This window comes from Marinobacter zhejiangensis (genome assembly GCF_900114775.1).
Lineage (GTDB): Bacteria > Pseudomonadota > Gammaproteobacteria > Pseudomonadales > Oleiphilaceae > Marinobacter > Marinobacter zhejiangensis.
The window spans coordinates 1,141,367-1,155,644 of record NZ_FOUE01000001.1; the positions used below are offsets into that span (position 1 = coordinate 1,141,367).

At 59.7% G+C, this 14,278-nt stretch carries 15 protein-coding genes; 6 read left to right on the plus strand and 9 right to left on the minus strand.

Features of this window, described 5'->3' with window-relative positions; genetic code table 11:
• Window positions 1-353: 353 nt before the first annotated feature.
• Window positions 354-1,397 (plus strand): AraC family transcriptional regulator, encoded by a 1,044-nt coding sequence (locus BMZ67_RS05060; RefSeq protein ID WP_092020780.1) that lies wholly within the window; start codon window positions 354-356, stop codon window positions 1,395-1,397.
• Window positions 1,398-1,427: 30 nt separating this feature from the next.
• On the opposite strand, the gene speA is transcribed toward BMZ67_RS05060, so the two are convergent.
• Window positions 1,428-3,335: a biosynthetic arginine decarboxylase gene (gene speA, locus BMZ67_RS05065; RefSeq protein WP_092020952.1), complete on the minus strand. Its 1,908-nt coding sequence runs from the start codon at window positions 3,333-3,335 to the stop codon at window positions 1,428-1,430.
• A gap of 208 nt (window positions 3,336-3,543) precedes the next feature.
• Between speA and speE the strand changes: the two genes are divergently transcribed.
• Together speE and BMZ67_RS18560 are read left to right on the plus strand one after the other, a co-directional pair.
• Window positions 3,544-4,404 (plus strand): polyamine aminopropyltransferase, encoded by an 861-nt coding sequence (speE, locus tag BMZ67_RS05070; RefSeq protein ID WP_092020781.1) that lies wholly within the window; start codon window positions 3,544-3,546, stop codon window positions 4,402-4,404.
• Between the two features lie 229 nt (window positions 4,405-4,633).
• Window positions 4,634-4,822 carry a DUF6316 family protein gene (locus BMZ67_RS18560; RefSeq protein WP_281246586.1) on the plus strand — a complete coding sequence of 63 codons (189 nt, stop codon included), beginning with the start codon at window positions 4,634-4,636 and terminating at the stop codon, window positions 4,820-4,822.
• Between the two features lie 59 nt (window positions 4,823-4,881).
• Here BMZ67_RS18560 and BMZ67_RS05080 read toward each other — a convergent pair whose 3' ends face one another.
• Together BMZ67_RS05080 and glnK are read right to left on the minus strand one after the other, a co-directional pair.
• Entirely contained in the window at window positions 4,882-6,150 is a 1,269-nt protein-coding gene (locus BMZ67_RS05080) for an ammonium transporter (RefSeq protein ID WP_092020783.1), read from the minus strand.
• 75 nt (window positions 6,151-6,225) lie between these two features.
• Entirely contained in the window at window positions 6,226-6,564 is a 339-nt protein-coding gene (gene glnK / locus BMZ67_RS05085) for a P-II family nitrogen regulator (RefSeq protein WP_092020784.1), read from the minus strand.
• 407 nt (window positions 6,565-6,971) lie between these two features.
• Between glnK and BMZ67_RS05090 the strand changes: the two genes are divergently transcribed.
• From BMZ67_RS05090 to trmB, 3 genes are all read left to right on the plus strand, one after another.
• Window positions 6,972-7,229, plus strand: a complete 258-nt coding sequence (locus BMZ67_RS05090; RefSeq protein ID WP_092020785.1) for an accessory factor UbiK family protein — start codon at window positions 6,972-6,974, stop codon at window positions 7,227-7,229.
• Window positions 7,230-7,350: 121 nt separating this feature from the next.
• A complete protein-coding gene (locus tag BMZ67_RS05095) occupies window positions 7,351-8,874 on the plus strand; it encodes a YifB family Mg chelatase-like AAA ATPase (protein WP_092020786.1) in 1,524 nt (507 codons plus the stop codon).
• Between the two features lie 74 nt (window positions 8,875-8,948).
• Window positions 8,949-9,665 (plus strand): tRNA (guanosine(46)-N7)-methyltransferase TrmB, encoded by a 717-nt coding sequence (gene trmB / locus BMZ67_RS05100; protein WP_092020953.1) that lies wholly within the window; start codon window positions 8,949-8,951, stop codon window positions 9,663-9,665.
• Window positions 9,666-9,701: 36 nt separating this feature from the next.
• Here trmB and BMZ67_RS05105 read toward each other — a convergent pair whose 3' ends face one another.
• Genes BMZ67_RS05105 through metX form a run of 6 tightly spaced genes read right to left on the minus strand, consistent with a single transcriptional unit; the run spans window position 9,702 to window position 14,213 of the window.
• Window positions 9,702-10,232: a hypothetical protein gene (locus tag BMZ67_RS05105; protein ID WP_245749876.1), complete on the minus strand. Its 531-nt coding sequence runs from the start codon at window positions 10,230-10,232 to the stop codon at window positions 9,702-9,704.
• Window positions 10,229-11,386 (minus strand): radical SAM family heme chaperone HemW, encoded by a 1,158-nt coding sequence (gene hemW / locus BMZ67_RS05110; RefSeq protein WP_092020787.1) that lies wholly within the window; start codon window positions 11,384-11,386, stop codon window positions 10,229-10,231. The genes BMZ67_RS05105 and hemW overlap by 4 nt, the downstream gene beginning before the upstream one ends.
• Window positions 11,383-12,000, minus strand: a complete 618-nt coding sequence (rdgB, locus tag BMZ67_RS05115; protein ID WP_092020788.1) for an RdgB/HAM1 family non-canonical purine NTP pyrophosphatase — start codon at window positions 11,998-12,000, stop codon at window positions 11,383-11,385. Before rdgB ends, hemW begins: the two co-directional genes overlap by 4 nt.
• Before the next feature lie 7 nt (window positions 12,001-12,007).
• Window positions 12,008-12,463, minus strand: coding sequence for a DUF4426 domain-containing protein (locus BMZ67_RS05120; protein ID WP_092020789.1), 456 nt, complete (start codon window positions 12,461-12,463; stop codon window positions 12,008-12,010).
• 2 nt (window positions 12,464-12,465) lie between these two features.
• Window positions 12,466-13,068 (minus strand): methionine biosynthesis protein MetW, encoded by a 603-nt coding sequence (gene metW / locus BMZ67_RS05125; RefSeq protein ID WP_092020790.1) that lies wholly within the window; start codon window positions 13,066-13,068, stop codon window positions 12,466-12,468.
• Entirely contained in the window at window positions 13,065-14,213 is a 1,149-nt protein-coding gene (metX, locus tag BMZ67_RS05130; RefSeq protein WP_092020791.1) for a homoserine O-succinyltransferase MetX, read from the minus strand. The genes metW and metX overlap by 4 nt, the downstream gene beginning before the upstream one ends.
• Window positions 14,214-14,278: the final 65 nt, after the last annotated feature.

Consider the following 14,278-nt stretch of genomic DNA (forward strand, 5'->3'; position numbering starts at 1 on the left):
ATCCCCAAAGTGAGTCTGAATGATGGGGGCATTGTAACGTAGCGGGCGGGCAGCCACTATCCATGAACGGGGCTGGCTGGAGCGCGGACATAAAAAAGCCACGCAAAGGCGTGGCTAAAAGCAAGATTGCTCAACTCGCTGAGAGCTGAGCCGGACTAGTTCAGAGACACTAATCAACGGCTTCATTGTCTGAGAAGCGGTCAATCTTAGGAAGGTCAGAAGCTGACAGGTTTCGGTCATTTTCGGACAGGTCCGGACTGACTGCGATGTCGCCCGTCTGTGGCAATGGGGTAATTGCCCACTGGCGCTTCGGCAGCTACTCTTGGTTTGGTGATTTTGGGACAGGGTAGCTGATGGTGTCGTCTGAATTTGCAGTGGATTTGCCAGTGATCAAGGCACACTACGCCGATATCCTGTGCCAGCTGGTGGAGGAAAAAGGCGGGTCTCGCCGTGCCGTGCTGGCAGAGGCGGATATCCGCCCTTCGGTCCTGAGCCATCCCGACAACCTGATCACGGTCAGCCAGTTTGTGGCCCTGAATCGTGCGGCACTGGGCCACAGTGGTGACCCTGCCCTGGGGCTGGAGTACGGTCGCAGGCTCAAATTCACCACCCATGGTGCGTTGTCCCAGGCCGCCATCAGCAGTGACACCATTGAAGAAGCGCTGAAGGTGCTGATCAAGTATTTTCGTGTGCGCTTTGTCTATATGGAGCTGGACTTCTTCGTCGATGGTGACGATGCGGTCATCCAGTTGACGGTCCAGCACAATCTGGAAGACCTCTACATTTTCAATGTGGAGGTGGTGCTGGCCTCGTTGATGGATGTCAACCTGCTGCTGTTTGGCACCCGCTTGCTGGAAGGTGGTTCCTGCCGTCTCAACTATCCCAACCCCGGCCACGACAAAGCCTATGCGTCCATGTTTGGGGCGTCGGTCAGCTTTTCTTCCGGCACCAACCAGCTGCGGTTCCGCAAAAAATATCTGGATTTGCCCATTGCCTTGTCCAACCCGGTGGCGCGCCGAGTTGCCGAGCAGCAGTGTGAAGAAGAGTTGCGCCACCTTGAGGCTAACCTGACCGTCACGAGCCGGGTTCAGCGGCAGCTTGAGTCGGTGCGCTGGGGGCGGTTGCCTGACCTCGAAACCATTGCCGACAGCCTGGGGGTATCGTCCAGGACACTGCGCCGCCAGCTCAGTGCCGAGGGCACCAAATTTCAGGCCATCCTCGACCAGGTTCGCCACGCCAAGGCCGCGCAGTTGCTGCAAGCCTCGCCACTAAGCATTGACGAAATTGCCGACCGCCTCGGCTACAGTGACCCGTCGAACTTCGGGCGTGCCTTCCGCAAGTGGGAAGGGGTTTCACCTTCCAGCTATCGTGTGGCCGCCAAGGCCGGCAGTGAGTAACGGCGTTCACCGGCCGGCCCTGTGGCCGTCTTAGTCTTCGAAATAGGTATAACCGTAAAGACCGCTTTCCAGTTCGGCCAGCAGCGCCTCCTGAGCGTCTGCTGACAGTGTGCTGTGGGCAAACTTGTGGCGGTAGGCCTGGAGCAGGTCATTGGGCTCGAAATTAACGTAGCGAAGTACCTTGGCCACGGTGTCCCCCTCGATGGTTTCGCTGATCTCGTAGCTGCCGTCGCCGGAGCGGCGGACATCGACGGAGTGGGTGTCGCCGAACAGATTGTGCATATCCCCGAGGATTTCCTGATAGGCGCCGGTCATGAAGAATCCGATCAGCTGGGGCTCGTCACGGGTCCAGTCCGGAATGGGCAAGGTGCTTTCCACACCCTGGCCATCCACATACAGGTCGATACGGCCATCGGAGTCGCACGTGATGTCCTGGATCACGGCCCGTCGGGTCAGCGGCTGGTCGAGGCCGCTGAGGGGCAGTACCGGGAAAATCTGGTCGATACCCCAGACATCGGGCAGTGACTGGAACAGCGAGAAATTGACGAACAGTTTGTCCGCCAGCTTCTCGTTGAGCTCATCCTGGATTTCCCGGTGGCCACGGTTGTTGCTGTTCAGCTGCTGTTGCAGCAAACGGCAGCAGGCCGTGTAGAGCTTCTCCGCATCGGCCCGGTGTTTCAGGGAGACCAGACCGTGGGCAAACTGGGCGTGGACATCGGTAATGGCATGGACCACGTCGTGGAAAATCTCCACCCGCGAGCGCGACGACGTTGGGTCCTCAAGGCTTTCGAGGTCGCGCCAGAGGTCGAGAAGCGGCGATGGGGCTTGCTCATCCGGTTGTGATACTTCGCCGGACTCGGGTTGTTCCCGGTCGATGACGTTGGTGATCAGCACAGCATGGTGGGCCGTCAATGCCCGGCCGGATTCGCTGATCAGGTCCGGGTGGGGAATGCCGGCCCGATCGCACTCTGCCTGCAGGGTGTGAATGACGTTATAGGCATACTCTTCCACACTGTAGTTCATCGAACAGCTACTGCGGGTACGGGTGCCTTCATAGTCCACACCCAGGCCGCCGCCAATGTCCACAGTGGAGACCGGGGCGCCCAATTGACGCAGCTCACTGTAGAAACGGGCGCATTCCCGCAGGCCTGTCTGAATGTCGCGGATGTTGGCGATCTGGGAACCCAGGTGGAAATGCAGCAGTTGCAGCGAGTCCAGGGCACCGGCCTTGGCCAGGGTGTCGGTCAGATCCAGCACCTGGCTGGCGGACAGACCGAATTTTGACTTCTCACCACCGGTATTCTGCCAGTTGCCTTTGCCGATGGTGGCTAGGCGAGCACGCACACCAATCAACGGCTTGACGTTAAGGTTGCGGGACTCCTCCAGGATCAGCGGCAGTTCCGACTTTTTTTCCACCACAATGAAGACCCGGTGGCCCACGGCCTGGCCGATCAGCGCGAGGCGGATGTACTCACGATCCTTGTAACCGTTGCAGACGATCACCGAGCCGGGTTGGCACAGCGCCAGCACCGCCATCAGCTCCGGCTTGCTGCCGGCTTCGAGGCCAATCTGATGCTGGCTGGCGGCAGGTTCTGTTCGGATCAGTTCCTCAACCACCCGCCGCTGCTGGTTGACTTTGATGGGGTAAACCGCGGTGTAACGGCCCTGGTAGCCCTGCTTGGTGGCGACGTCGTTAAAGGCGCTGCAAAGGCGGTTGACCCGATCATGCAGAATGTCGGTAAAACGCACCAGCACGGGTAGCTGGACTCCTCGGTCTGCCAGCGAAGACGCCAGGTGAGGCAGGTCGATGGCGCCGGAACTGACACCGCGGTCGGGTTGAATCTGGACATTGCCCTGGCCATTGACGGCAATATAGCCATCGCTCCAGTGGGGGATGTTGTAGGTCAATGTGGCATTGCTGGAAGCAGCGTCGGTCATCGTACGTGGTACCCAAATCGGAAAGCGGCTGGCCCGGTGCCAGCGTGATTGCGCCATTGTATGGCTTCCCGGGGATGGCTAAAAGATGGTGGCGGAAAAGTTCATGGTCAATCGGGTGACATAACGCTTCAGCTAAGCGGGGCAGGCACATACAATAGCGAACTATCGGCCCGGTTTGGCGGGCGTACACTGGGAATTGGAGACTGGCATGACCACGCTGAACGATGGTTGGTTTACGGAAGTGTTTCAGAATGAGGGAACGGCATTTTCCCTCAAGGTGCGCAGCAAACTGCATGAAGAACAGAGCGAGTTCCAGAAGCTGGAAATCTACGACACTGAGACCTTCGGTAACCTGATGGTGCTGGATGGCTGTGTGATGCTGACCACCCGGGACAATTTCCTCTACCACGAGATGATGACGCATCCTGCGCTGTTTACCCACAAGGACCCGCGCAAGGTGGTGATCATTGGCGGTGGCGACTGCGGCACCCTCAAGGAAGTTCTCAAGCATCCGGGTGTTGAAGAAGCCTGGCAGGTCGAGATCGATGAGCGGGTGACCCGGTTGTCCGAGAAGTACTTCCCGGAGCTGTGCGAGTCCAACGGCGACCCGCGGGCGAACTTCTTCTTTGGTGATGGCGTCCAGTGGATGCGTGACATTGAGCCTAACAGTGTCGATCTGATTATCATCGACAGCACCGATCCGGTGGGGCCTGCCGAAGGGCTTTTCGCTCTCGACTTTTACCGTGACTGCATGCTGGCGCTGAAGGAAGGCGGCATCGTGGTTCAGCAGAGCGAGTCGCCCCTGCTGCACGCCGAAACTATCATTCGCGACATCCACCAGGACATGAAAAAAGCCGGGTTGGCCCACGTGGTCACGTTGCCATTCCCGCAGCCGGTTTACCCCACCGGGTGGTGGAGCTGCACCATGGGCAGCAAGAGTAATCCGCTGCACTATTTCCGCGAAGAGGATGCGGCGGAGCGACCGTTTGTGACTCGCTACTACAATGAGGCCATTCACCGTGGCGCATTGGCGCAGCCCCAGTTCATGAAGGATGCGCTGGAGGACTGATCGTCGGTTAGCCGAATCAAAGCCCGCACCCTTGGGTGCGGGCTTTTTTTGCATCTTTTTTAGGGATCAGGAATAAACAGGCGTTTGTTATTCCTCCCGGGTGTAAGTTTTGTGAAACATAGTGAAATGTATCTGAGTTTGCCTGCTATGTTTCAAATTGTTACCTAGACTCTTTCTACAGGCGCTGGTTGGCCAGTCATTGGGTGTATGAGAGAGGTGCAGTATGGACATGCGGCAAGGGGAGGAACCAAAAAGCTGGTTCCGGAGCAGTCGGTTTGTGAGCGTAAATGGTCAATTCTTCTACCAGACCCGGGAAGGAACAACGGAGGGGCCGTTTGATTCCCAGAATGAGGCGGCGATGGACCTGCTGCTTTACCTTCGGCATGTCGAGGATACGGTTTTTCGCGGCGTGGCTTAGCGCTGACCGCAGACGAAAAAAAGCGCCCGGAGGGGCGCTTTTTTTGTTTTGGGTTTGTCTTACTTGCTGCTGACAAACTCCGGGTAGGCTTCCATGCCGCATTCGGACAGGTCGACGCCTTCATACTCATCTTCTTCGCTGACGCGCAGACCAATGACGGCCTTGATAATGCCCCAGGTTACCAGGCTGGCCACGAAGACCCAGATGAAGATGGTGATGGCCCCGATGATCTGGCCGGAGAAGCTGGAGTCACCATTGGTGACCGGTACCAGCAACAGGCCCAGCAGACCGCATACACCGTGAACCGAGATGGCACCGACCGGATCATCGATCCGCAGCTTGTCCATGGTCACGATGCTCAGCACAACCAATACACCGCCCAGGGCGCCGAACAGAGTTGCAACCAGGGCGCTCGGGGTAGATGGCTCGGCGGTGATGACCACCAGGCCAGCGAGGGCACCGTTCAGCAGCATGGTCAGGTCCGCTTTGCCGAACATGATGCGGGCAGTGATCAGTGCCGCGATGGCGCCGCCGGCTGCCGCCGCGTTGGTGTTCAGGAAGACCATGGCGACGGAGTGAGCGCTGGCGATATCGCCCAGTTTCAGCACGGAACCGCCGTTGAAGCCGAACCAGCCCATCCACAGGATGAAGGTGCCCAGAGTGGCCAGTGGCAGGTTGGCACCCGGGATGGCGCGGATTTCGCCATTCGGGCCGTACTTGCCTTTACGGGCACCCAGCAACAGGACACCTGCGAGGGCCGCAGCGGCACCGGCCATGTGAACAATACCGGAGCCGGCAAAGTCACTGAAACCGAGGTCACCGAGGGTGTACATGCCGAAGACAGAGGCGCTGCCCCAAGTCCAGGAACCTTCCAGTGGGTAGATAACGCCGGTCATGACCACGGCAAACAGCAGGAACGCCCAAAGCTTCATGCGTTCTGCCACGGCACCGGAGACGATGGACATGGCGGTTGCCACAAACACAACCTGGAAGAAGAAGTCAGACGCACCCGAGTAGATAGAGCCGCCTTCAAAGCCATCTTCACGGCCAGGAAATTCACTCAGAACGCCTGCGACATCAACCTCGCCCATGCCGGACAGGAAGACATTGCCGCCGTACATGATGGCGTATCCGCACACCAGGTACATGGTGCAGGCAATCGCAAACAGCGCGACGTTCTTGGTCAGGATTTCGGTGGTGTTCTTGGCGCGTACCAGTCCGGATTCGAGCATGGCAAAGCCAGCCGCCATCCACATGACTAATGCACCGCAGACAAGAAAATAAAAGGTATCTATAGCGTACTGCAGGTGAAAGATATTGCTTTCCATATGAAGCCCTCCGCACGAGGCTTTTCAGGTATTTAAGATTTTTTGCGTTGGCTGGAAATCAATCCGGGGAGCGGTTCAGACCGCTTCTTCTCCGGTCTCGCCGGTCCGGATACGAATCGCCTGCTCGAGTTCGGTCACGAAGATCTTGCCGTCACCGATCTTGCCGGTGTTGGCTGCCTTGGTGATGGATTCGATGACCTGGTCCAGCAGACTGTCGCCAATGGCCACTTCGACTTTTACTTTGGGCAGAAAGTCGACCACATACTCCGCGCCGCGATACAGCTCGGTATGGCCTTTTTGCCGTCCGAAGCCTTTGACTTCAGTGACGGTTACGCCTTGAACGCCAATCTCGGATAGTGCCTCACGGACATCATCCAGCTTGAAAGGCTTGATGATTGCTGTCACAAGTTTCATGGGTTTCTCCTTGGTAATGCCGCTTCAACAACTGGACCCTGACTGGTCGGTGTTGAACTCGGGATGCTGCTACCTCGCACACCAATTGTGCGGATTGCGTACGAGGCTATTAGCATCGTGTGTGCCAACGCAAAAAAGACATTTCAAAACAGTTGGTTGCGGATGTTCTGTTCCAAAATGGGACTTTCTGACGCTCCATTTTAGCGCACGACGATTTATCGTGAACTATCGTGGTGCAGCCGCCGCCCGCGGCAAATTGGCGCCCTGGGCGAAGTCCGGGCAACAGTATGGCAGGGTCGCCATTGTGTTACACTCCCCCCTTCGTAATATTGCCGCTCTCGCCCGATGCCAACACCAGGGCTCCGGCACACCAACCGGCACAACTCAGCCCAATAAAGAGGTGACACGTGAAAGGTCCACAGGATTTTCTAGCCCAGATTCAAGGTCAGATTGGTCAGTTTGTACCGGATATGGCACGGGCTGCCCGGGATGATTTCGAAGGGCACGCACGGGCTACCGTCATGTCAGTGCTGGCTAAGCTGGAACTGGTGACCCGGGAAGAGTTCGACGCCCAGCAGGCGGTGCTGATGCGCACCCGGGAAAAGGTGGATGCACTGGAAGCGCGAGTGGTGGAACTGGAAAAGGCGCTGACCAAGGGCGAATGAACGCCTGGTGCTGACAACGACCTGGTTCTGATAATGAATTGTATAGCCGCCCAAGGATCGGGCGGGTCATGGGCCGGCGCTGGATGCCGGCTTGTTGGTTTTGATACCAAGGATGGTCATCATGCTCGCTACTGTTCAAACCCGCGCCCGCCTGGGCGTTTCCGCTCCGTTGGTGACCGTTGAGGTTCATCTCTCCAACGGCTTGCCGGCACTCTCGATTGTTGGCCTTCCTGAAGCCGGGGTAAAAGAGAGTAAAGACCGGGTACGCAGTGCCCTGATCAATGCCGGATTTGAATTCCCCGCCAAACGCATCACCATCAACCTGGCGCCCGCGGATCTGCCAAAGGAAGGTGGCCGGTTTGACCTTCCCATCGCGCTCGGTATTCTCGCCGCCTCCGGGCAGTTGCCTGCAGAGGCTTTGACAGATGTGGAGTGCCTTGGTGAGCTGGCTCTGGACGGCTCCCTGCGGCCAGTGAAGGGGGTGTTGCCTGCCGTTGTGGCCGCGCGCGAGGCGGGCCGCCAGGTTCTTATCCCCGCTGAAAACCAGGACGAAGCGTCGCTGGCCGCCGCGGAGGGGCTTTTCGCCCCCGGTCATCTGCTGACGGCCTGTGAGCATCTGGCGGGCACGAACCAACTTCCCCCAGTGGCGCCCATGCCGATGGATCGTGTGGCGGTGGATGCGCCTGATCTGGCGGATGTTCGCGGACAGCATGTGCCGAGGCGGGCGTTGGAGATTGCGGCGGCCGGCAGCCATAATTTGCTGATGTTTGGCCCTCCAGGAACTGGCAAAAGCATGCTGGCAAGCCGCCTGCCTGGGCTGTTGCCCCCGCTTTCGGATGCCGCCGCGTTGGCGGTGGCAAGCATCCACTCCATCGCTGGCTTGTCCGTGCGCGCCGGTGGTTGGCGCCAGCCGCCTTTCCGCTCCCCACATCACACGGCCTCTGCGGCGGCATTGGTAGGGGGAGGCAGCAGCCCCCGGCCAGGGGAAATCTCCCTGGCCCATGAGGGGGTGCTGTTTCTTGATGAGTTACCGGAGTTCAGCCGCAAGGTGCTGGAGGTGCTGCGGGAGCCCATGGAGTCTGGCGAAATCGTCATATCCCGTGCCACCCGCCAGGTCACGTTTCCAGCTCGCTTCCAGGTTGTGGCCGCGATGAATCCCTGTCCCTGCGGCTACCGTGGCCATCCGGCCATTGAGTGTCAGTGCACGCCCCAGCAGGTTGTACGCTACCAGTCGCGCTTGTCTGGCCCGTTGCTCGATCGTTTTGACCTTCATGTTGAGGTGCCGGTTCAACAAGGTGAGGTGTTTATGGCGCGGAGTGGCAGCGGGGAGGCGAGTGCTCTGGTCCGCGAGCGGGTCGAGGCGGCGCGCCAGCGCCAGGACGCACGGGGCTCGGTCAATGCCCAGCTTTCCGGGCGAGCCCTGGAGGAGGCCTGCGCCCTGGATGCGGACAGTGAACGCCTGGTCACCCAGGCGATTGAGCGACTGGGGTTGTCGGCCCGCGCACTGCACCGGGTCCTGCGGGTCGGACGGACCATCGCCGACCTTGCCGGTGACAGCGAGCTTCGTCAGGGCCACCTGGTGGAAGCGTTGGGCTATCGCAAGCTTGACCGGCAGCCGGCCACCCGAACCTCGGCATCTGCCTGAGTCCGGTTCTCTGGTAAACTGCGCAGCCAGAACACATAAACGGCACTTGAACTCCAGTGGTTGAGGACTACGACATGACAGACCGGCAAGACTCGTCGGATCAATCCCCAGTAACTACCCGGCGGGGTATCCGCAGTTTCGTCTTGCGCCAGGGGCGTATGACGGTGGGTCAGAAAAATGCCTATGACCGGAATTGGGCAAAATTCGGGCTGACCCGCGAGCAGGGGATGATTGATCCTGCGGCGGTGTTCGGTCGGGAGGCACCGTTGAACCTGGAGATCGGGTTTGGCATGGGGCGGTCGCTGGTGGAAATGGCCGCGGCAGCGCCAGAGCAGGACTTTATCGGCGTAGAAGTGCATTTGCCGGGCGTCGGCGCTTTGCTCAAAGAAGTTGAAGAGCGTGGGCTGGAGAACATCCGGGTTTACAGCATTGATGCCAACGATGTCATCGACTTGTGCTTGCCGGAAGGCTGCCTGGATCGGGTGATGGTGTTTTTCCCCGACCCCTGGCACAAGAAGCGCCATCACAAACGCCGTCTGATCCAGCCTGAGTTCATTCAGCGGATTCGGCGTAAGCTCAGGGTCGGTGGTATCTGCCACCTGGCGACAGACTGGGAGAACTACGCCGAGCACATGATGGAGGTGATGGCGGTGGCAGAAGGATTCGCCAATACCCAAGCGGGCACGGAGTTCGCGCCGCGTCCGGAGCACCGGCCCATCACCAAGTTTGAACAGCGCGGTGAGCGTCTTGGGCATGGTGTCTGGGACCTGCTGTTCAAGCGCGTCGACTGAGCTTCAGTTGTTCAGCGCCTGGCCCCGTATAGGTAGTTAGGGGTGAAGGGGGTGCCGACGTTCCGCACGGATGACCAGCAGGCCGGCGGCACCCAGAATCAGGCAGGTAAACTTCACCAGCGCACAGACCGAGGCCCCGATACTAATGGCATCGGTCGGGTCGGTCAGGTTGTTCAATAGCAGCACGTTCTCACTGATGTCACTGAGCCCCGCACCAATGAAGGCCCCGCGAATCCAAAGCCCAATTTTTTGCTCCCTTACGCCGGGTCGGTCGGCCAGCAGGAAGTTGGTTAGCAGCAACAACGTCACCACAAAGGTCACGATAAACAGGAAGTCCAGCCAAATCGAGGTCTGAGCCCACAGCAGGCCATCTTCCCCCCAGCTGGCAAGTATGGCCAGGGTGCGCTCAGCTTCGGCCGCCAGTTGCAGGCTGACAATGCCCTTCGGGGCGGCCTCCGTGGTCAGCGCCTGATTAATGCCAAACAGTGCCAGGAACAAGGCAAGCGTTGCCAACGCGCCCAGCTTCAATGGACGTGGCAGGGGTGGCAGTGTGCGTTCGTGTTTCAAAGAAAGCGCTCCAGCAGGCTGTTCAGATAGCGTTGCCCCAGTTCTGTGGTTTGCAGGCGGTCGGCGGTAATCAGCCCCTCCTCTCGCAACTGCCCCAGTAATACCGCAATCGTCGCTAGCGGTAAACCTGTACGCTGACTGAACAGTTCTTCCGCCACCCCTTCCCGCAAGCGCAGGGCATTCATCATGAACTCCAGTGGCCGTTCGTCTGGCTCCAGGGTCTCGCTGCCTGCAGTTCGGCTGCCGATGCGGCCAAGGTAGGCTTCGGGTTGCCGGGTTTTCCAGTACCGCCGAATGCTCCCGTCGGCCCCGGTCAGTTTGCCGTGGGCGCCAGCGCCGAGGGCCAGGTAGTCGCCGAACGTCCAGTAATTCAGGTTGTGGCGCGACGCCCGCCCGGGGAGGCTCCAGGCTGAAACCTCGTAGTCGCTGAAGCCCTCTTGGCGAAGCCTGTCCGCGCCGGCCAGGTAGATTTGCCACAAATGATCATCATCGGGTAAGTCCGGGGGACGGCTGTAGAACTCGGTGTTTGGCTCCAGGGTGAGCTGATACCAGGACAGGTGGGGAGGTTGCCAGCTCATGGCCGCTTCCAGGTCAGCAACGGCCTCCTCAGGGGTTTGCCCCGGCAGGCCGTGCATAAGGTCCAGGTTGAAGTTATCGAACCCTGCCTTTCGGGCGGCTTCTATGGCGGTGTGAGCGGCACGGTCGTCGTGAATGCGGCCCAGAGCCTTGAGCTGGGCTGGGTTAAAGCTCTGGATGCCGAGGGACAGGCGGTTGATCCCGGCTTGCCGAAAGCCCTGAAAACGTGCCTGGTCCACGGTGCCCGGGTTGGCTTCCAGAGTGATTTCGGCGGAGGGGCTGAAAGTCAGGTGCCCGGCGAGGGTGGTGAACAGGCGATGGTAGAAGTCCGGCGACATCAACGAGGGCGTGCCGCCGCCGATAAACACCGTCTGGATCTCACGGTTTCCGGCCAGTTCCAGGTCTGCTTTTAGGTCTTCCTGGATGGCGGCCAGGTAACGCTCCTCCGGCGGGGCGTCGTTCTTGAGCGCGTGGGAATTGAAGTCGCAGTAGGGGCATTTGCGAACGCACCAGGGCACGTGCAGGTAAAGACTCAGCGGCACCTGCTCTGGTGACAGCCCCGGGGAAGACGTGTTCATGGGGCTGAAGCGTTACTGCCGAGTTGGGCAACCAGCAGTTTCAGGGCCTGACCCCGATGGCTGATGCGCCCTTTGTCGGCGCGTGACAGTTCGGCGGCGCTGCACTGAAGTTCGTCCACCCAGAAAACAGGGTCGTAGCCGAAGCCCCCGTCGCCCCTGGGGGCCGGCAGAATACGTCCGGACCAGCGGCCATGGCAGATGATCGGGGTTGGATCGTCGGCGTGGCGGAGGTACACCAGGACGCAATGGAACTGAGCAGTACGAGCTTCGTCAGGCGTGCCTTCCAGTGCCGCCAGCAGCGCCTGGATGTTGTCACTGTCGCTGGCATCGGGGCCTGCGTAGCGGGCCGAACGCACGCCCGGCATACCGCCGAGGGCGTCCACCGCCAGCCCGGAGTCGTCCGCCAGCGCTGGCAGACCAGTGGCCCGGGCAGCGTGGCGGGCTTTGAGAATGGCGTTTTCAACAAAGGTGACGGCGGGTTCTTCCGTCTCATCGACGCCAAGCTCCCGCTGGGCCGTGGGCTTGAGCCCCAACGGTGCCAGCAGTTCGGTCAGTTCGGCGATTTTACCCGCATTGTTACTGGCGATAACCAGCGGCTGCGCTGTGGTGCTCATGGTCTACTCAGTCTTCGTTATACAGGGTATGGGCAAAGCGAATCGGCAGATCGCTGGGGTGTCCGGTAGGACGGGCCGTCACCTTGAACGTCAGCAGCTCGCCGGAGCGGTACTGGAACTCGGAGATAAAATACACGGCCTGGCCTTCTTGTATACGACGGAACGCCAGGAAACGGCTTTGCTGGATGTCGTTAAGTACCTGGCCTTCGACCTGGCCACTCACGGTCTCAAGGCCGCCCAGCTCATTCTGTCGCATGATGCTGACGTTGAGGATGCCGATGGCATTGCTGCGGTTCAGGTTGTTCTCAGCAGCGACCTCCGGGGTCAGGAAGGTGCTGGGAAACACGCTGTAGTGAACTTCGTACTCCCCGAAGTCGACGCTCTCAGCGAGGCTCTGGGTCGCTGTCAGGCTCAGCCAGAACAGGATCAACAGGTTCAAAATAGTGCGTGGGAACGTAGTCATGATCAGTCCTCCTTCCGGGTGATGCGATAAATCGCGATCTGCCCGAGCATATTGGGCCAAAGGCGGCTTAACCAGCGGTCCCGGTGCTGGCCATCCACCACCGTTCGGTTTTTGATCTGGAAATTCTTCCGATGGCAAAGGGCCTCGAAATCCTTAAAGGTGCACAGGTGGATGTTGGGGGTGTTATACCACCGGTACGGCAGGGTTTCCGACTCCGGCATTCTGCCGCGGCGCATCAAATACCAGCGTAGTCGCCAATAGGCGAAATTGGGAAATGTAACGATGCCTTCCCGGCCCAGGCGCAGCATCTCATCGAGCACTTTGTCCGGTCGACGAACCGCCTGCAGTGCCTGGGTCATCAGCACGACATCAAAACTCTGGTCGTCAAAGTTCTGCAGCCCCTGGGTGTCCAGGTTCTGCTCGATCACCGCGACGCCCCGCTCCATACAGGTGGTGATGTGGTCAGGGTTGATCTCCAGGCCAAAGCCGCTAGCCTGCTTCTCCCGTTGCAGGTGGTCGAGCAGGGTGCCGTCACCGCAGCCCAGGTCGAGAACATGGCTGCCGGGGTTGATCCATTGCTCGATGATTTCCAGATCGGGTCTCATGCACCCACCTCCCTTGCAACCCGCCCCATATAGGCATTGAAAATGTCGGTGTACCGTGGCGTCGGGATCAGGAAGGCATCGTGTCCCCAGGGTGCGTCGATTTCGGCGTAGCTGACCTTGCGGCGGGCGGCAATCATGGCCTTGACCAGTTCTTCGGAACGGGCAGGGGAGAATCGCCAGTCGGTGCTGAATGACAGCACCAGGAACTCGCAACGTGCCTGGGCCATGGCGGCGGCCAGGTTGTTGTCGAAGTCATAGGCCGGATCGAAATAATCGAGGGCGCGGGTCATCAGCAAGTAAGTATTGGCGTCGAACGATTCAGAAAACCGCTCGCCCTGATAGCGCAGGTAGCTTTCCACCTGGAACTCGGCGTCGTAGCCAAATTTGTAGGCCTGGTCCCGCAGTTCGCGACCAAACTTTTCGCCCATCGACGCATCAGACAGGTAAGTGATGTGGCCGACCATGCGAGCCAGCATCAAGCCGTGGCGGGGCAAGGTGTTTACGTCGTAGTAGCGCCCGCCATGGAATTCCGGGTCCGCAGTGATCGCCTTGCGGGCCACTTCGTTGAAGGCGATGTTCTGCGCAGTCAGGCGTGGCGTTGAGGCGATGATCAGCGCGTGGCGAAGCCGGTCGGGGTAGCTCAGGCTCCATTGCAGGGCCTGCATGCCTCCGAGGGAGCCGCCAACCACGGCAGCCCAGCACTGGATGCCCAGGCGGTCTGCCAGCAGCGCCTGGCTATGGACCCAGTCCTGTACCGTTACAACGGGAAAATCCGGACCATAGGCCTTGCCCGTGTGCGGGTTGGTGGAGTTGGGGCCGGTGCTGCCGTTGCAGCCGCCCAGGTTATTGAGGCTGACAACGAAGAATCGCCGCGTGTCGATGGGCTTTCCGGGCCCGATGCAGCTGTCCCACCAGCCTGGTTTGCGGTCGTCCATGCTGTGGTAGCCCGCCGCGTGGTGGTGTCCACTGAGTGCGTGGCAGATCAGCACGGCATTGCTGGCGTCGGCATTCAGCGTGCCATAGGTTTCGATCACCAGATCATAGCTGTCCAGGGTCTGTCCGCAGGCCAGGGTGAGTGGTGTATCGAAGTGCAGGGTCTGCGGGGTGACGATCCCGACAGAATCCGGTGGCAGGGAATCGGGCATCGGCGCGATAGCTTCCTGGTTCAGTCCGTAAAACTCTAGGAGCGCATCTGGAGACCCCTAGCAGA